Genomic DNA, 17,173 nt, shown 5'->3' on the forward strand with positions numbered 1-17,173 from the left:
TTTTTAGTTACTTTCAAGTAACAAAGTTCCCTTTTAGTTACAAAAATCATTTAAATATCTAAATTCTATTAATAATTAAAGATATATGGGGGGATTAAAATAAAAGCACAAGAACAATTGGATTTTTTGATTGAGTATTTGATTGATGAACGTAATGAAAGAATAGATATTCCAAATAGTTTAAATGATAAAAAAACATTATTTAGATCCCTGATGAATGTCAGACCTCCAAGAGAGGTGTCAAATGAATTTTTACAGGTTCAAGATGAATTTTTAACCAATGAAACTTTAAACAAAAAATTAACTTCAGTCGATGAAATTTATGAAGTAAAAGGAAAATTAGCTCTGTGGCAGGGTGATATTGTTACATTGAAAGTCGATGCTATTGTAAATGCAGCCAATTCAAAATTGCTTGGCTGTTTTATTCCAATGCATAATTGCATTGACAATATCATTCACTCTTCAGCAGGTATTCAGCTAAGGGAGGAATGCAATAAGATAATGCAAACTCAGGGAAGGGATGAGGAAGTTGGAAAGGCAAAAATTACAAGTGCCTATAATTTGCCTTCCAAGTATGTAATCCATACTGTGGGTCCATCAATCCCTCAGGGGTTTGAACCTTCAGGGGAGGATTGTGAAAAACTAGCGGGGTGTTATAGGTCTTGTTTGGAAATTGCTGATGCCAATGAACTTAAATCCATAGCATTTTGCAGTATTTCCACTGGTGTTTTTAATTTTCCTCAAGATATTGCCGCTAAAATCGCAATTAAAACGGTTGAAGAATATTTAAATGAAAATGAGACCACATTAGAAAAGGTTATTTTCGATGTATTTTCAGACAGAAGCTATTTGATTTATAAAGATTTATTATTTGGTGATATGTAATGGATAAGTTTGTTTTAAGATTAGATAAGGCTATCAATGAAATCAGGGATGCTGATTATATACTTATTGGGGCAGGAGCAGGTTTTTCCGCTGCGGCGGGAATTGAATATTCTGGTAAACGTTTCGATGATAACTTTCAGGATTTCATTAAGAAATATGGTGTTAAAGACATGTATTCTGCAACATTTTATCCATATGAAACCCAAGAGGAAAAATGGGCTCATTGGGCACGCCATGTTTATGTTAATAGGTATTCTGTTGGAAAAACAAAGTTATATGGGCAGTTGCTTGATTTAGTTAAAGATAAGGACTATTTTGTCTTGACAACCAATGTCGAGCATCAATTCTGGATAAACGGCTTTGAAGATGAAAGAATTTTTGCAACTCAGGGGGATTATGGCATGATGCAGTGTGCAAAAGCCTGTCATGATAAATTGTATTCCAATGAGGAATTGGTTTTTAAAGCTATTGAAAGCACTGATGATTGCAAAATTCCAAGTGAATTAGTTCCTGTATGTCCAGTTTGTGGGGGCAATATGGAAATAAATGTCAGAAAGGATAATTTCTTTGTTGAAAATGAAAAATGGCATGAAATGGCTGAAAACTACTCCCGATTTTTAGGTAAAATCAATGAAGAGGATAAGCTGGTGCTTTTGGAATTGGGGGTTGGCTTTAACACTCCAGTAATTATCAGGTATCCGTTTGAGCAAATGACTTATAATAATCCTAATGTAAGTTTGATTAGATTAAACAGGAGTCATTCACAAGCAATTCCAGAAAATAAGGATAAGACAATTAGTTTTGATGAGGATTTATCTGAGATATTTGATTACTGGTGCGGGAGAATTTAAGTATTTTTTAAATTCTCTATTTCGCTTTTCAAGAATCTATATATTGATTCAGCACCAATCAATTCACCGGGGTCGTTCCATTCGGACGGATAGACAATAAACGGTTTTGTCTGATTTCCTCCAAGGCCTCCGTGACTTCCTATCAGCTCTTCAAATGCACAAACTTCGTCGGTTTTTGAGTCATAAAAGCTGTTTACCAGTATGTCTGGCATGTTGTCAAAGGTATTTTGTCTTTTAAGGTGTCTTGAAGCATTTTTACCAAAACCTTCAAGAGGATCTTCACCAACAATCTTTTCATTGTCAATATAGTTAATTCCATTCTGCCCTATTGCCATTGCACCATTGTTTATGGAATTTACCATTATGAATCCGATTCCTGTATGTTTGACAAGACCCGGAATCAAATCTGGGAATAACATTACAATTTCTTCATAAGTCAATCGCTGTTTCCATTGCGTTAAATAGATTAATCCTAAATTACCGGAACCTAAAACAATCAATTCGGAATTTTCTGCTTTTTTAGTGCTCTGTTCGTGACTTTCATAGCCTCTGATGTAGTCTAAGCTGTTTGAGTATTTCTCTCTCAGATTCAAATACTGTTCATTTTCAAATATTATTTCAGGTTTTCTATTGTCAATTCCTTCTTTAATGTTTTGAATTGTTTCGACTTCATCAAAAACATCACGTATGTTTCCAACTCTTTCTTTAAAATTTCTTATCTGTTTATTTTCAGGAATAACTGCATCTCTAAAGTGATCGATATTGTATTTTTTCTCAAACACTTTCAAGTCATCTGGAAGCAATCTTCTTACATAATCGCCAAGTGTAATTCCATATCTTTGTTTAAATGTCGCCCCTTTACTTTGCCCATGGTCAGATAAAACAACTAATTTATAGTCTCTTTCACTCAGTTCAATGGCGGTTTTTAAACTTTGAAATTGCTGGTCAATCTGTTTTAGAACTCCCCATACGTCGTCATCCTCTACTCCGGAATGGTGAGCTACTTCATCATAACCCATAAATGTTGAATATGCAGTGTCAATATCCCCAGTCAATATTTCTCCTGTTAAAATTTCGGTTGCTGCTTCTCTTAAAACGACATTAGCTCCGGCTCTTACGGCTGCATAAACAATTGTTCTTCTAAGTCTTGGCCGTATATTTTTTAAATTATGAACTAATTGTGATTTTAGCTCTAATAGGATATCCCATAAAAATAAAACAAATATTCTTTGGAAGTTATTGGCATCTAAAAATATGGTATGCAAGGTCTTATCATATATCTTCGCTAAACCTTCTAGTTTGGATGAAGTTAATGGGGAAATTTTACTGTCTCCTGAAAACATGTTCGCTATGCTGATTCCATCAACAAGCAATCCGTTTCCATTACTGATTCTTTCTTCAATTTTAGGAGCGTCACTTAATTTTCCGGAAACCAAAATTTGGTTGTTATTTTCCTTTTCAACCCATCTGTATGCAACAATATTCTTGTTGTTTCCATGCAGGATTCCCGCTTGGCTTGCACCGGTTTGTGAGGATAAATCAGTTTCCCATTCCTTGAGTGTGTGGGATTTTTCATCAAGCCATCCCTTTAAATTTGGCATAAAACCTTTATCAATCGCTTTTTTTAATGTATTGATGGACAGGCCATCAATTTCAAGCATTATGACTCCAGGATATCTTTTTTTATACCGTGTTTTTCTTTTTTCAGCATATTTCAAAATGTTTTTAAGGTAACTGTCGAAATAACTGGTGTTCGTAAGGTTAGTAATAAATACTGTAAATATTGCCATAACTATCGGGACCTGGAAAGCCCCATATATTCCAACATGAACTCCGGGGATGGCATAGGATGAAATATAAAATATCAGTGAATTAATTAAAATTGCTCCAATTCCAAATGTAAATATGATAATTTTCATAAAGAACTTTTGAAAAATTGGCCACAGCAGTGAATTTGCAATAGCAAGAGCTATTACAATGATTATGGCATTATACCAAGGGCCAACCGTAAAATCGGTGCTGATATAATCTACTCCATAAATGGCCAATAAATTTGCCATTATTAACAATGTAGTTGTTATTAATGTTTTGGAATATGAAATAAATTTATTAATCATTCTATCGGTATTTTTCTTTTGTTTTTATTTTTTAAAGTTATTATTGTAATTTCAGGTTTGCAGTTAATTCGTATTCTAAATGAGTTTGTTCCAAGACCTTTGCTTGTATACTGAAGCATATTTCCAACTTTATAAAGTCCTACTGGATATTTTGTTGAATTTGGCCCTCTAAATGGGGTTGTCTCAAATTTGGGAATTATAAACTGCCCTCCATGAGAGTGTCCCGATATCTGCAAGTCAAATCTTTTGGTTTGGGATGATTCTTTTGCAAAATCCGGCTCATGGGCAAGCAAAATGCTCGGAATGTTTTTAGGAAGTTTTTCCAATACTTTATCCATATTATCCGCACAAACTGTGCAACTGTCAATGCCTGCCAAATTCAAGAATTCTCCATCTTTTTCAAGGGTATAAACGTCATTACTTAAATCAGTAATGTTTGAGCCTTTAAAGATTTTTCTAATTTTTTCCGGATTCATCCAATGGTCATGATTTCCCAAAACGCCAAATTTCCCGTCTTTAGCTTTTAATTTTTTAAATGACTTTTTTAGAGATTCTTCATATTCATCCATAACATATGAGAAATAGTCTCCGGTTAGGGTAGCCAAATCATAATTCAACGTATTGACATAATCCACAAGGTCATCTAAATATTCAGGATTTATCCATTGGCCCAAATGTATGTCAGTTAGGTTTAAAATCCGGTAATTGTGAAAATTCCAACCCAAGTTGTCTATTTCAATATCGATTTCTACTAAATCAATATCATCTTCACTAAACTTTTTTTCAGGTAGGGAATTTGTCATTGCATCCTGTATTCCCTGGCGAATTTTCATTGCCTGTGGACGGTCAATATCTTCATCTTTCATGTAATTTATTATATGCTTTCTGAAACTATTTATATTTTAAAAGGCAAATATTAAGTTGTTATTAATTTTAATGTGATTATTATGCTTCAAATTGCAGTTTGTGGAAAACCAAATGTTGGAAAATCCTCATTTTTCAATTCAGCAACCGCTTCTAGTGTTGAAATGGCTAATTATCCATTTACAACAATTGATGCCAATAAGGCAGTTGCTCATGTAATTAAGGATTGTCCATGTAAAGAATTAGGTGTTACCTGCAATCCTCACAATTCAATCTGTATAGATGGAAAAAGATTGCTTCCAATCGAATTGATTGATGTGGCGGGGTTAGTTCCTGGCGCTCATGAAGGAAAAGGATTAGGTAATAAGTTTTTAGATGATTTAATGCAGGCTAAAGTATTTATTAATGTTATTGATGCTTCAGGTTCTACTGATTTGGAAGGAAACCCAGTCGATCCTGGAAGCCATGATCCTCTTGATGATTTAGAGTTTTTAGAAAATGAGATTGTCATGTGGATGTATGGAATATTATCAAAAAATTGGGTTAGGCTTGTAAGAAAAATTGGTGCTGAACATTTGGATGTCGCTAAAGTATTGTTTGACCAATTGTCCGGTACCGGAATAGCTATTGAAGATATTATCGAAGCGAAAAGAACTGTTGATCCTGATTTTAATAAGTGGGAAGAAGAGGATTTGATTGAGCTTACAAGAAATATCCTCCATATTGCAAAACCGATGATGATTATTGCAAACAAGGCAGATTTGCCAACTTCTCAAGCAAATATCGAAAGAATCAAGGAAAAATATCCAAATGTAATTCCGACATCCGCCGAGTCTGAAATTGCCCTTGTAAGAGCTAATGAAGCAGGGTTGATTAGTTATGTTTCCGGTGATGACCACTTTGAGATTCTTGAAAAGGATAAGCTGAATGCAAATCAGATAAAGGCTCTTGAGTATATTCAAACTAATATTTTGGATGTTTATGGAAGTACTGGAATTCAGGATGCCCTAAATTATGGCATTTTTGAGCTATTGGACCATATAGTTGTCTATCCGGTTCAGGACGAACATAAATACACAGATCAAAAAGGTAATGTCTTGCCAGACGGATTCTTGGTTCCAAGAGGAACAACTCCACGTGAATTGGCTTATATTGTTCACACAGACATTGGTGATAAGTTCATGCATGCAGTTGATGCAAGAAAAAACATGCGTGTGGCCAGTGACTATGAGCTGCAGGATGGCGACATTATCAGTATTGTTACAAGAGGATAATTCCTCTACTTTTTTTATTTTTAAATAACCTTAAAATTTAAAGTATTATAACTGGACCATGTGTAAAAAGGAAGCTATAAAACACACATTAAAGCTAATCATCATATAAATTGTCGGTTTATCAAATTAGAAAATTTTTGGATTAATCCAACTAGGCTTCCTTTCGACATCACAGTTTGTTAGCACATTAACAAGTTAACTGCCAACAAAATGTAGTAACTAGCCATGAAAATGTAAGAGATGGCAAGTACTAAATTTTCGACTAGCATATTTCATGTTCTCCGATTTTTTTGGAGTGTTTTTAATATAATGCTCTTTTCCATTCATAAAAACACCAATGTTTTTAGTAGACTTGTATTAGTGTTTTAGAAATTATTGTTTTAAATTAAAACAATATATAATTTGTTTATTTTAAAAATAAATGTTATATTCAATATGTAAAATTGTTTTTAAAATTAAATATTGGTTTATATTTGTAATGAAGATTGTAGAAATGTTTATATATTTTGATGTTTATAATAATTTATAGCATCAAATGATGTTGGACTGCATATTGCAGCCTATGTTTTTAGTATTTGGATGAGGATGTGTCGAAATTTGTCTAGTACAAATTTATCCTTATTCAATTCTTAAAATTTCTATTTTTTCTGTATTGTTTACAAATTTCTAAATTTTTCATTGTTAATTACACTGAAAATTAAGTTAATGGTTTTGATTAATAATGAATCTACATGCATAAGAGATAATTCTTTTCAATTCATGTCCATATTCAAAAGTTAAATTATTTTAACAATGACCCCTAATATTAATCTAGGTGATTAGTTTGCAAAAGGTAAAAATCACAGTTGTCAAGAAAGTCAGGCATGACGATTTAATCGAAAAATATGAAAATCCTCTAGAACATGAGTGTGATGTGGAAATCAACCAGGTTTTCATTGCCAATGGATGGGAAAAACCAGAAAATTTTTGTGACAGTGCATGGGAAAGCCTTTCCCCATTTGTATTGGCTTTGGCTAATGGTGTTGAAGACTTTTATGATGGCTGGATGAAAAATAAGAAATCCGCAATGATTTCATGCAATGATGGTTTTAGGCCAGTCAGCTTTCTTTTGGAAACTTTAGATGAAAAAGCAGATTAATCATAAATTGATAATATGCCTAAATTAGTTGAAGCTTTTGAATTTTTTAAAAAAGAAATAATATTTTCAATATCATTAGTTTTAGCTATTATTTCCTGTTTTTTTGTCAAACCAAGTTTTAATTATATCAATTATATCAATTGGGAAACAATCATATTGCTTTTTGTGATAATGCTTATTGTTGAGATTTTAAAGAATTTGGCTATTTTTGAGATTTTGGTTCGAAAATTATTGGCTAAAATAGGCAATGCCCGCGGGCTTGTTCTGGTATTGGTTTTCATCTGCTTTTCCAGTTCAATATTCATTACGAATGATGTTTCTCTGATTATTTTTGTTCCATTTGCCATATTGGCCTTGAAAAAAGTTGAAAGGGTTGATTTAATAATATTTACTGTTTGTCTACAGACCATTGCCGCCAATGTTGGTTGCATGGTTCTTCCCATTGGTGCCCCTCACAATATTGTAATGTATACAGTATCCAATATCTCCTTTGCATCGTTTTTCCTATTGTTATTACCTTATATTTTAGTATCTGTGCTATTTTTAGTTGTATTGCTGTTGTTTGTTTCAAGAGATCAAATTACTATGCCTAAAATGAGTAAAATAGTCATTGACAGGAAAAATTTCTTTAAAAGGGTTTTTTTAGGTGTTGATTACTATTTGCTTTTAACATTCATCGCATTATTCGTTTTAATTGGTAATCTGGAAAATATTCCATTCTTCAATTCACTGTTTACAAGATGGATAGTGGGTAATGAGGTTCTTTGGGGTGTAATTGCATCCCAGGTAATTTCCAATGTTCCGGCAGCAATTCTTTTAAGCGGTTTCAGCACCAACTACGAAGCAATTATTGTGGGAATTAATATTGGAGGATTTGGAACTCTCATTGCATCTATGGCAAATCTTATTTCCTATAAGATTCTTGTTCGTGAGTTTGATGAATTTAAAATTAAATATTTGGTGACATTTACTGTTTTGAATGTTATTTTATTGATAATTTTGTTTGGCGTTTATATTTTAACTTAGTTTTGGATATTGGCGTCATTCATCAAGTAAATCCAAATCATAATCATCTTCAACATCTATTATATACCCGCACTCATCACCATATCGTTGTTATCACTGTTAATGCATCCAAATATTGTCACTTTCGCACATTGAAATAAAATTAGAATTTACTTTTTTTTCTTCTTGGGGGCTGGAAGCTCTTCATACATTGCTTCCAAAAGGTCTCTTAGAAACTCCCGGTTTTCCACCTCATCAACGAGCAACATTTCCTTTGCACCTTCATATGGCTTTTCCATATTTGCATCAGGAATCATTGATTTAGCAGCGTTTACTGGTTTTACAAGAAAACGGTCATCGTAAATGCCTCCAACAATCTTTTCACGATAGTAAATTATGTATTCTCCCATCATTGCCCGATAGGAGATGTCATCCAAATCCGATAGCTGCTCCAATATGTAGTCTAGATACTCTTTGCTTGACGCCATATTAATTTCCTCTTATTTTATTCATCCAACAAATCAGCAACTTTTTTTGCAATGAATACGCAGCAGTCAACACATGGAGACTTATCTTTCCCGTGATTGGTTATTTTATCACAACGTACAGTGCCGTATTCCTCTTTGAAAGTGTTAAAAATCTCTTTTGCATTGGCTTTGATTTTCCCGGTGTCATCTAAAATAATGCCGTTTGCCATTAATGCGCCGGTTACTGCTCCGCAGGTTCCTTCATCAAATGTTCCACCCATTCCTCCTGCAAATCCGCAAGCCAGCTTTGTCATCTCATCACTTGAAATATTCGCTTCGGCAGTTTCACAAAGGCCCATTAAGGTTGATTCGGAACAGCTTTTGGATTTTCTGTATTCCCTAATCTTTTCCTCTAAAATTTTCTCATCAAGCTTCATAATACAATCTCCTGAATTTGTTAATTAATTATTTAAATTAAGAATTTAAAATATTTATTTGTTAAAATTATTTAGGTGATAAAAATTATACATCCTAGACCAAGTCCAATAGCCGCTACCCTCTACACATTAAGGGATATGAATGTTGACGTTATTATTATGCATGGGCCTACCGGATGCTGTTTTAGGACAGCCAGACTTTTAGAAGGTGATGGCGTTCGTGTCGTAACTACTGGAATGTCTGAAAATGATTTTATATTGGGTGCTGGCGAAAAGTTAGTCGATACATTGATTGAGGCTTATGATATGTTTCATCCTAAACTAATGGGTATTGCGGGCACTTGCGCAAGTATGATTATCGGTGAAGATTTAAAAGAGGCAATTGCAACTGCAGATTTGCCGTGCACTGTTATTCCTGTTGAATCTCATGGGGGATCTGGTGAAGGTGACAACACTGTTGGTGCAATAATGGCACTAGATGCAGCAGTCGAAGCAGGGGTGATTTCAAGAGAGGAATCTGATAGACAAATCGAAATGCTTGAAAAGGCAACGGAAGTTGAAAAAACCCGTGGAATGGCACAAGGCAAATACATCAAACCTAATTTCGGTGATTCAAAAGAAGCTGTTGCAAAAACTGTTGTTAAAGCATTAAAAGACAATAAAAAAGTGGCATTTGTCCTAAACGTTAAAAAGGAAACATCATATTTATTTTCAGATATTATTAACTTTGATTATAGGAAAATCAACCCTGATAATAAACCTATTTTTGTAGCTAATTTGGATGAAAACATTGGCCTTCCAAGAATCAGGCAACATGCAGTAAATATTAAAAATCAATTGGATATTGAGCCTGAATTTATTACAGGGGGTCTTGATGAGTATTCTATTACTGCAAACAGGGCAGCAGAGTATCTTAAGGATAAGGATTTGGATTTAATTGTTGTGTTTGGGGTTCCGCATGCATTTCCAATTGAAGAGTTTGACACACAATCCATTGCAGTAACTGATGGGCCTCGTTTAGTCGAACCTTTAAGGGATTTGGGCTACACTCATGTTGTTGCTGAGCTTGATGCACATTCAAAAACTTTGGGTGTAGATGAAATAGTATTTTCTGACTTTGGCGGAATGATTAGATCAGCTATTGGGTGGTTAAACGAATGATTACAATTATTGATTATAAAAGTGGAAACTTAAAAAGCATATCAAACGGCTTTAAAAAAATTGGTTGTGATTATCAAATAACTGATGATAAACAAATCATTGCCGATAGTGACTATTTGGTTTTGCCGGGTGTCGGAGCATTTGGAAGTGCAATGGATAATTTAAAACCATTTGAAGATGTAATTCATGAGCATGTGGCCGATGATAAGCCCTTTTTAGGGATTTGCCTTGGCCAACAGGTCCTGATGAGCTCTAGTGAAGAATCACCTGGCGTTAAAGGTTTGGATTTGTTTAAAGGCAATGTCGAAATATTGCCGGAAGGTGTTAAAATCCCTCATATGGGTTGGAATAAATTGGATGTTGTAAATAGTTCACCGATTTTAGATGGAATAGATGGAGAGTTCTTTTACTTTGTACACTCTTATCACGTCATTCCTGATGATGAAAGTATTATTGCCGGAACTTGTGAGTATGGCGGTGAAGTTGTAGCTTCACTAAGTCAAAATAATTTGTTTTCAACACAGTTTCACCCAGAAAAAAGCGGTAAGGCTGGACTTAAGATTTTAAAAAATTTCACAAACTTGGAGATTTGATTATGGATATTGAAGGATTTGTAAGAGCAAGAATCGATGATTACGATTATGATGAATTGGCTGATATTTTGGCCGTAAGAATTAGGGAATATAAAAAAATTTCAGAAGAAAATTCTATTGAAATGGCCAAAGCTGTAATCGATGAAGTTTCAACTACTCTAAAATTAAATGAAAGTGATGATGAATTTTTAAAAGAAATAGCTAGTGTTAATAAGGCTGATGTTTTGATGGGTGAGATGGGAGTAGGATCTCGTGGAGCCGGAGACTTTTTTGTTCACAGAAAAATCGCTGAAATAGTATCCTCAACAAACACAGCTTCTTTAGTAAATCCGTCAGAACAGGACGATGGAGGTGTTGTCAAGGCACCAGTCAATAATGATGAAGTTTATATTACAACAGCTGTCGATGGAATTCACTCCCGTTTAAGCGAATATCCATTTTTAGGTGGTTTTCATGTAACCCGTGCAACATTAAGGGATGTTTGTGTAATGGGAGCAGACCCGGTAGCTATTTTAAGTGATGTTCACCTTGCGGATGATGGGGATGTTGCTAAAATATTTGACTTTACAGCAGGTGTTGCAGCAGTATCAGAACTCGTTGATGTTCCAATCGTTGCAGGAAGTACTCTTCGTGTCGGCGGAGATATGGTTTTAGGAGATAGATTTGTTTCTGCCGTTGGAAGTGTTGGAGTGTCACCTTATCCTCCAACTGCAAGAAAGGGAGCAACCGAAGGCGACATTATCCTTTTAACTGAAGGCTCAGGTGGAGGAACAATTACTACTACCGCTATTTATAATGGATTTTTCGATGTTGTATGGGATACAATGAATGTTAATTTTGTTCAAGCATCACATGCACTATTTGAAGCTGATTTGGTTAAAGACATTCACGCAATGACTGATGTGACCAATGGCGGTCTTAGAGGGGATGCACATGAGATATCCAATACTACAGGTGTTGGATTGGAGTTTTATGAAAAAGAAATCAGAGGAATGGTGGCTCCTAATGTGTTGAACATGCTTGAAACATTAAACATTGATCCATTGGGCGTTTCAACTGATTCATTGATGTTAATTGCACCGCCTGAAATTGTCGGTGACATTAAAAAGGCAGTTGCCAAATATGATGTTGCAATCTCTGAGATTGGTGAGGTAAACAATTCCGGCGAACCGATTTTGATGAAGGAGGATGGTTCTCAGGAAAAATTAGTTCCGCTCTTTAGGGAAGCCGCTTACACTAAAATTAAAAAATTGGTTGGCGAAACAACTCCTGAAGACTTTGAGGAAATGAAAAGAAAAGTTCAGGAAGCATCAGATGCTGCAATCGCTAAAAAAGAAAAAGTGATAAAACACATCCGTGAAAATTAATTTTTTCACACTTCCACTTTTTTTATTAATTCTAAAAGCCAATTTCAATTCATGTTAGATGAAAAGGGAAATTTATTTGTAATCGAAGCGATATTCGCTATTATTTTACTTTTATTCTTGTTTTTAATTTTTAATTATACTGTTTCTATTCCAAATCCAACATATTCTGGCGAAATAAAAAATTCAAAAACTGCACAGGATACTATGGAGATTTTAAGTGGGAAAATCAATTTCACGGATAGGACTTTCATTGGTGACATTTCAGAAATTTTAAAGGAAAATGACAATTCAAAAGAATCGGTTGATAAAGTATCTAAATTATGCAAAGACAAATTAAAAAGTTTGAATCTTAAAAATTACAGGTTCAGTGAAACGAATGTTTTGGATGATGAGCCTTTAGCAAGCAAAGGAGATATATCAAAAGCAAAGAATGTTTCAGTTGCTATGAGAACTTATGGTGATTATTCTTATACATTATCAGTATGGTAATCATTATATACTATAAAATTCTTATAAGTATATGTTATCTTATTTTGTTTTGCCCTGATGGTGTAGTTTGGATAACACATGGGACTGCGGATCCCATTCCCCGGGTTCAAATCCCGGTCAGGGCATTTATTTCTCGTGATTATTATGTTAAATGCTAATTCTTATGTAACCGATGAAAAAGGTATTGGTGGAACAATCAGAAACCGATATGAGGATTTTTACGTTGAAGAAATTCCGGAAGTAATTCCGACAGGCGAAGGTCCGAATGTATATATCTGGATTGAAAAATTGGGAAGGACAACTTTGGATGTTGTTTTGGATATTGCCCGTGATTTACACATTTCCAGAAAAAGAATGGGCTTTGCCGGAATGAAGGACAAGAAAGCTTTGACTCGCCAGTGGATTTGTATTTCAAATATGGATTCTGAAGAGCAGTTTAATCAGGTTAAGGCTTTAGACGGTACAATATATAAGACTGATTTTTTAAAGATAGTCCGTGGTCGAAAAAAGCTCAGAATGGGACAGCTTAAGGGAAACAAATTTAAAATTCTAATTAGGGATTTGGATGATATTGAAGGCAGTGCCGATGTTGCAAATAATGTTTTAAAGCAATTGGAGGTAACAGGTGTTCCTAATTACTTTGGATGGCAGAGATTTGGAAAACCAAGAACAAATACTCATTTGGTGGGCGAAGCTTTGGTTGAAAACGATTTGGCCAAGGCTGTCGGAAGATATATTGGTAACCCGTCAGAAGAGGAAAGCCAGGAAAATCAAATGGCGAGACAGGCATTTGATGACGGTAACCTTGAAGAATCTCTTAATCTGATGGGTAAAGGAATGCGTTATGAGAAAATGATGATAAAGGAGCTTATTAAAGACTCTAAGAAGGGGGAATTGACTGATAGGTCATATATGAATGCATTGCATGCCCTTCCAAAACCCCTTCAGAGAATGTTCGTACATGCTTATCAATCCTATCTGTTTAATGAAGCGGTAAGTAATAGGGTGGCTATGGGAATAAACAAATATGTTGAAGGAGATATTATTATTGATGAGGAAGAACATATTGTTCGTGACAAAACTCCTGATGAATTCCAGGAGTTAATCGATAACTTCAAAGCAAGTCCGACTTGCCCGTTATATGGTACAAAAGTTCCATTTGCCGGTGGGGAAGTTGGTGAGATGGAAGAGAATGTCTTAAAAAAATATGATTTGGAAAAATCAGATTTTGAAGTTCCAAAGATGCCCCGTTTGGGAAGTCATGGCTTAAGGCGTTCCATGCGTTTTCAGGTGTGGGATGCGTCTGCCATTCCGACTGATGATGGTGTTTTATGCGAATTTTCAATTAATAAGGGATCTTATGCTACTGCAGTTTTAAGAGAAGTGATGAAAAAAGATGTTGTTTAGGTGATAGAATGGTTGTATGTCCTGATTGTGGAAAAGATGTAAAAGATGCAAAATTTTGTTCAAATTGTGGCGCGGTTCTTCATAAAGCTGAAGAGCCTGTTGAGGAAGTTGCAGATGAAAGTGCTAATGAAATGATTGATAATGAAGTTGTAGAAGAAGTTGTTCCTGAAGATGTTGTTGGAGAGGAAACTATCGAAGTTAAAACAGCCAGCAATCAAGCTGATGAGGAACCAATTGAAACAAATATAGTTAAAAAGTCCAAGTTCTGTGCAAATTGCGGTGCTGAAATCACTGAGAATACTGCATTTTGCCCGCAATGTGGTTTCAAACTTAATCAAGAGGAAGTGCCTCAGACAAAATTCTGTCAAAGTTGCGGTAAAAAAATCAATATAAATGCAGAAATTTGTCCTCATTGTGGTGTAAGAGTTGCACCTGCACCTTTAAGTCAGGAAAAAAGTGTTGCTGTGGCTGCGATATTAAGTTTCTTGTTCCCTGGTTTAGGTCACCTATACAATGGATTAACTAGAAAGGGAGTTAGCTTTATTATTGCATATATAGTATCAGCAATCCTAATATTTCTTCTAATTGGTTTTATTTTAATTTTCATAGTGTGGATTTGGGCGTTATTCGATGCAATCAAAACCACTGAAGCCATTAACAATGGAGAATATGTTGAAGATAAATTATTCTAAATAGATGTGATTTAATGATTGAATGTAGAAGTATTGCAAAAGGAAAAGCTAAGGGGGAGTTAATTACCTCCTCAGAACCAATCAGTTTTCTTGGAGGGGTGAATCCTCAAAACGGCCAAATTATTGATCCGAATCATGAACTTAAAGGAGAAATAATTAAGGATAAGGTATTGTTCATTCCAGGGGGAAAAGGTTCCACTGTTGGGTCTTACGTGATTTTTCAGATGATGAAAAACAATACTGCTCCTAAAGCAATTATTTGTCTTAATGCCGAACCGATTATTGCTACTGGCGCAATAATGTCTGATATTCCGATGGTCGACTCACCTGCTGAGACTAAAGAACTGACTGACGGAACTTTGGTTGAAGTTGACGGCGATAACGGAACAATCGAAATTTTGTAGGTGAAGTATGCAAACTCTAATTGAAAATGTTAATATAATCAACCCTTTTGAAGAAGTAAAAACTAATCAGAATGTTTTAATAGAGGATAATCTAATTAAGGAAATTTCTTCAGATAAAATTGCCGCTAAAAATAATGTCAATGTCCTTGATGGTAATGATAATTATTTATTGAGCGGATTTATTGATTGTCATTGCCATATTTTTGCTAAAGGATTTCATAAAGAGGAAAATATGGCAAATCCGTTAGGAATTCATTTTTACAATGCTGTTCCCCACTCATTGCAGACTATCAATGCAGGAGTTACATCAATTAGGGATTGCGGATCTGCTGATTTGAGTTTTAAATTGGCTCAGCAAAGAAATTTGTTTACCGCTCCTAAAATCTATTTATCAATCACTCCGTTAGTCATGACTGGAGGGCATTTTGATTTGCTATTGCCTTCCGGCTTTGATATGGAGATAATGTATCCTGGATTTCCAAAAGGAAGATGTGATGGTATAGAAGAAGTCTTAAAAAAGACTCGAGAAGTGAAAAGAGCGGGCGCTGATTTTATAAAGGTAATGGCAAGTGGAGGGGTTTTGACTACAAACACTTCTCCCGAATTTGCTCAGTTCAATAAAAAGGAACTTAAAACCATTGTTAAGGAAGCAAGTGCTAATGACATGAAGGTTTCAGCGCACTGCCATAGCCTAAAAGGAATGAACAACTGTATTGATGCAGGATTTTCATCAATTGAACATGCTACATTCATCGATAAAAAGACAGCTTGTAAAATGGTTAAAAAGAATGTAAGTTTGGTTCCAACACTTCTGGTTCATCAATTTTTATACAAAAACGGTTTTCCTGCATGGGACAGCTATGCTGAAGAAAAAACCCAGAAATTAAAAGAAATTGTCAAAGTTCACAAGGAAAATATTTCAATCGCCTATGAAGAAGGTGTAAATATATTGATGGGAACCGATAGCGGAGTGATTCCGCATGGACACAACTTGGAAGAATTGATTCATCTAACTGATATTGGAATGTCTGCTGATGAAGCCATTGCCAGCGGAACAATAAAAGCAGCACAATATTTAAATCAGGATAATTTGGGTTTGGTAAAGGAAAATTACATTGCCGACTTGATTTTAGTCAATTCAAATCCTTTGGATGATGTTTCCATTTTAAGCGATAATGACAATATATTGAATGTTATGCAAGATGGCAGGATAGTTAAATGAAGCTACTGATTGATAAAGAATTGTGTAAAGCATGCAAATTGTGCCAACAGGTTTGTATTCGTGATAATATTATTGTAAAAGATTTTGCAATTGAAACAGGAAGCAACTGTTTTGAATGCGGCCATTGCATGGCCATCTGCAAGGAAGGAGCAATTACCCTCAAATCATTTTTAGGCCATGAGGATAGGATAGTGGATTATAATCCTCGTGAAATACCGGTGGGGTATGAAGATTTGCTCCAATTCTTAAAGCAGAGAAGATCTATCCGTTGGTTTAAAAACAAGAAAATAGATAAAGAAACTTTTTTTAAATTATTTGAAGGTGCTTATTACTCGCCCTCTGCTCAAAACCAGCAGGATGTGGAATTTGTAGTTTTGGATGAAAAATTGGATGAATTCATGGAACTTGTATATGATATAATCAAAGTCAAGGAAGATGAGTTTTTCAGAATTAAGGAATTTGGAGATTATTTAAGGGATAACTCTACAAAAGAATTCCATCCCTTGCTTTGGGAGGGTAGTCAATTGATATTGACATTTTCAACCGATAAAACCAGTGCGGTAATAGCTAATACCCGTCTGGAATTGCTTGCTTACTCATTAGGTCTTGGAGGATTTTATTCATTGTTTATATTAAAGGCAGATGAAATCGACCATGAAAAACTGATGGAATTTTTCCCGGAAATTAATCGGGATAAGCATATGTACTCGTCTTTTATCATAGGATATCCAAAAAAGAGGTTTAGAAGGACTATTCCTCACAAAGAAATTAAGGTGACATTCAAATAATTTAGTATTACC

18 protein-coding genes and 1 tRNA gene are annotated in these 17,173 nt (G+C 34.8%); 15 read left to right on the forward strand and 4 right to left on the reverse strand.

Features of this window, described 5'->3' with window-relative positions; genetic code table 11:
* The first annotated feature begins 99 nt into the window (after window positions 1–99).
* Both IJI93_RS05755 and IJI93_RS05760 read left to right on the forward strand, forming a co-directional pair.
* Window positions 100–885 (forward strand): protein-ADP-ribose hydrolase, encoded by a 786-nt coding sequence (locus tag IJI93_RS05755; RefSeq protein WP_366513285.1) that lies wholly within the window; start codon window positions 100–102, stop codon window positions 883–885.
* Window positions 885–1,736 (forward strand): hypothetical protein, encoded by an 852-nt coding sequence (locus IJI93_RS05760; RefSeq protein WP_292821138.1) that lies wholly within the window; start codon window positions 885–887, stop codon window positions 1,734–1,736. The genes IJI93_RS05755 and IJI93_RS05760 overlap by 1 nt, the downstream gene beginning before the upstream one ends.
* Here IJI93_RS05760 and IJI93_RS05765 read toward each other — a convergent pair.
* Window positions 1,733–3,853: a phage holin family protein gene (locus IJI93_RS05765; RefSeq protein WP_292821140.1), complete on the reverse strand. Its 2,121-nt coding sequence runs from the start codon at window positions 3,851–3,853 to the stop codon at window positions 1,733–1,735. The genes IJI93_RS05760 and IJI93_RS05765 overlap by 4 nt on opposite strands.
* Window positions 3,850–4,719, reverse strand: coding sequence for a metallophosphoesterase (locus IJI93_RS05770; protein WP_292821142.1), 870 nt, complete (start codon window positions 4,717–4,719; stop codon window positions 3,850–3,852). The genes IJI93_RS05765 and IJI93_RS05770 overlap by 4 nt, the downstream gene beginning before the upstream one ends.
* A gap of 81 nt (window positions 4,720–4,800) precedes the next feature.
* Between IJI93_RS05770 and IJI93_RS05775 the strand changes: the two genes are divergently transcribed.
* The 3 genes from IJI93_RS05775 to IJI93_RS05785 all read left to right on the forward strand — a co-directional run bounded on the left by IJI93_RS05775 (window position 4,801) and on the right by IJI93_RS05785 (window position 8,155).
* Entirely contained in the window at window positions 4,801–5,991 is a 1,191-nt protein-coding gene (locus IJI93_RS05775; RefSeq protein ID WP_292821144.1) for a redox-regulated ATPase YchF, read from the forward strand.
* A gap of 814 nt (window positions 5,992–6,805) precedes the next feature.
* Complete coding sequence (locus tag IJI93_RS05780) at window positions 6,806–7,129, forward strand: TIGR04076 family protein (RefSeq protein ID WP_292821146.1); 324 nt, start codon at window positions 6,806–6,808, stop codon at window positions 7,127–7,129.
* A gap of 15 nt (window positions 7,130–7,144) precedes the next feature.
* Window positions 7,145–8,155 carry an SLC13 family permease gene (locus IJI93_RS05785; RefSeq protein ID WP_292821148.1) on the forward strand — a complete coding sequence of 337 codons (1,011 nt, stop codon included), beginning with the start codon at window positions 7,145–7,147 and terminating at the stop codon, window positions 8,153–8,155.
* A gap of 149 nt (window positions 8,156–8,304) precedes the next feature.
* Here IJI93_RS05785 and IJI93_RS05790 read toward each other — a convergent pair whose 3' ends face one another.
* Together IJI93_RS05790 and IJI93_RS05795 are read right to left on the reverse strand one after the other, a co-directional pair.
* Window positions 8,305–8,622, reverse strand: a complete 318-nt coding sequence (locus tag IJI93_RS05790) for a TfoX/Sxy family protein (RefSeq protein WP_292821150.1) — start codon at window positions 8,620–8,622, stop codon at window positions 8,305–8,307.
* A 17-nt stretch (window positions 8,623–8,639) separates the two neighbouring features.
* On the reverse strand, window positions 8,640–9,038 hold the full coding sequence (locus IJI93_RS05795) for a C-GCAxxG-C-C family protein (RefSeq protein WP_292821152.1): 399 nt from the start codon (window positions 9,036–9,038) through the stop codon (window positions 8,640–8,642).
* An 87-nt stretch (window positions 9,039–9,125) separates the two neighbouring features.
* Here IJI93_RS05795 and cfbD point away from each other — a divergent pair, with 87 nt between their 5' ends.
* The 10 genes from cfbD (at window position 9,126) to IJI93_RS05845 (ending at window position 17,161) form a co-directional block, all read left to right on the forward strand.
* Window positions 9,126–10,199, forward strand: coding sequence for a Ni-sirohydrochlorin a,c-diamide reductive cyclase catalytic subunit (gene cfbD, locus IJI93_RS05800; RefSeq protein ID WP_292821247.1), 1,074 nt, complete (start codon window positions 9,126–9,128; stop codon window positions 10,197–10,199).
* On the forward strand, window positions 10,196–10,792 hold the full coding sequence (gene hisH, locus IJI93_RS05805) for an imidazole glycerol phosphate synthase subunit HisH (RefSeq protein ID WP_292821154.1): 597 nt from the start codon (window positions 10,196–10,198) through the stop codon (window positions 10,790–10,792). The genes cfbD and hisH overlap by 4 nt, the downstream gene beginning before the upstream one ends.
* Before the next feature lie 2 nt (window positions 10,793–10,794).
* Complete coding sequence (locus IJI93_RS05810; protein WP_292821156.1) at window positions 10,795–12,159, forward strand: AIR synthase-related protein; 1,365 nt, start codon at window positions 10,795–10,797, stop codon at window positions 12,157–12,159.
* A 51-nt stretch (window positions 12,160–12,210) separates the two neighbouring features.
* The gene (locus IJI93_RS05815; RefSeq protein WP_292821158.1) at window positions 12,211–12,648 is read left to right on the forward strand and encodes a hypothetical protein; all 438 of its coding nucleotides are present in this window, start codon (window positions 12,211–12,213) and stop codon (window positions 12,646–12,648) included.
* Window positions 12,649–12,699: 51 nt separating this feature from the next.
* Window positions 12,700–12,773: transfer RNA gene (locus IJI93_RS05820), tRNA-Arg, on the forward strand.
* Between the two features lie 19 nt (window positions 12,774–12,792).
* Window positions 12,793–14,055 (forward strand): tRNA pseudouridine(13) synthase TruD, encoded by a 1,263-nt coding sequence (truD, locus tag IJI93_RS05825; RefSeq protein ID WP_292821160.1) that lies wholly within the window; start codon window positions 12,793–12,795, stop codon window positions 14,053–14,055.
* 8 nt (window positions 14,056–14,063) lie between these two features.
* The gene (locus IJI93_RS05830; protein ID WP_292821161.1) at window positions 14,064–14,747 is read left to right on the forward strand and encodes a zinc-ribbon domain-containing protein; all 684 of its coding nucleotides are present in this window, start codon (window positions 14,064–14,066) and stop codon (window positions 14,745–14,747) included.
* Between the two features lie 14 nt (window positions 14,748–14,761).
* Window positions 14,762–15,151, forward strand: a complete 390-nt coding sequence (locus IJI93_RS05835; protein WP_292821163.1) for a DUF126 domain-containing protein — start codon at window positions 14,762–14,764, stop codon at window positions 15,149–15,151.
* A 7-nt stretch (window positions 15,152–15,158) separates the two neighbouring features.
* Window positions 15,159–16,373 (forward strand): amidohydrolase family protein, encoded by a 1,215-nt coding sequence (locus IJI93_RS05840; RefSeq protein WP_292821165.1) that lies wholly within the window; start codon window positions 15,159–15,161, stop codon window positions 16,371–16,373.
* Window positions 16,370–17,161, forward strand: coding sequence for a nitroreductase family protein (locus IJI93_RS05845; protein ID WP_292821167.1), 792 nt, complete (start codon window positions 16,370–16,372; stop codon window positions 17,159–17,161). The genes IJI93_RS05840 and IJI93_RS05845 overlap by 4 nt, the downstream gene beginning before the upstream one ends.
* Window positions 17,162–17,173 lie beyond the last annotated feature (12 nt).

It is taken from the genome of Methanobrevibacter sp. (genome assembly GCF_017431965.1).
Lineage (GTDB): Archaea > Methanobacteriota > Methanobacteria > Methanobacteriales > Methanobacteriaceae > Methanocatella.

Coding starts and splice junctions, on each gene's coding strand:
- IJI93_RS05775 (WP_292821144.1), top strand. CDS start 4,801: ATGCTTCAAATTGCAGTTTGTGGAAAACCAAATGTTGGAAAATCCTCA.
- IJI93_RS05845 (WP_292821167.1), top strand. CDS start 16,370: ATGAAGCTACTGATTGATAAAGAATTGTGTAAAGCATGCAAATTGTGC.
- IJI93_RS05835 (WP_292821163.1), top strand. CDS start 14,762: ATGATTGAATGTAGAAGTATTGCAAAAGGAAAAGCTAAGGGGGAGTTA.
- IJI93_RS05795 (WP_292821152.1), bottom strand. CDS start 9,038: ATGAAGCTTGATGAGAAAATTTTAGAGGAAAAGATTAGGGAATACAGA.
- IJI93_RS05840 (WP_292821165.1), top strand. CDS start 15,159: ATGCAAACTCTAATTGAAAATGTTAATATAATCAACCCTTTTGAAGAA.
- IJI93_RS05830 (WP_292821161.1), top strand. CDS start 14,064: ATGGTTGTATGTCCTGATTGTGGAAAAGATGTAAAAGATGCAAAATTT.
- hisH (WP_292821154.1), top strand. CDS start 10,196: ATGATTACAATTATTGATTATAAAAGTGGAAACTTAAAAAGCATATCA.
- IJI93_RS05785 (WP_292821148.1), top strand. CDS start 7,145: ATGCCTAAATTAGTTGAAGCTTTTGAATTTTTTAAAAAAGAAATAATA.
- IJI93_RS05810 (WP_292821156.1), top strand. CDS start 10,795: ATGGATATTGAAGGATTTGTAAGAGCAAGAATCGATGATTACGATTAT.
- IJI93_RS05760 (WP_292821138.1), top strand. CDS start 885: ATGGATAAGTTTGTTTTAAGATTAGATAAGGCTATCAATGAAATCAGG.
- truD (WP_292821160.1), top strand. CDS start 12,793: ATGTTAAATGCTAATTCTTATGTAACCGATGAAAAAGGTATTGGTGGA.
- IJI93_RS05770 (WP_292821142.1), bottom strand. CDS start 4,719: ATGAAAGATGAAGATATTGACCGTCCACAGGCAATGAAAATTCGCCAG.
- IJI93_RS05815 (WP_292821158.1), top strand. CDS start 12,211: ATGTTAGATGAAAAGGGAAATTTATTTGTAATCGAAGCGATATTCGCT.
- IJI93_RS05765 (WP_292821140.1), bottom strand. CDS start 3,853: ATGATTAATAAATTTATTTCATATTCCAAAACATTAATAACAACTACA.
- IJI93_RS05790 (WP_292821150.1), bottom strand. CDS start 8,622: ATGGCGTCAAGCAAAGAGTATCTAGACTACATATTGGAGCAGCTATCG.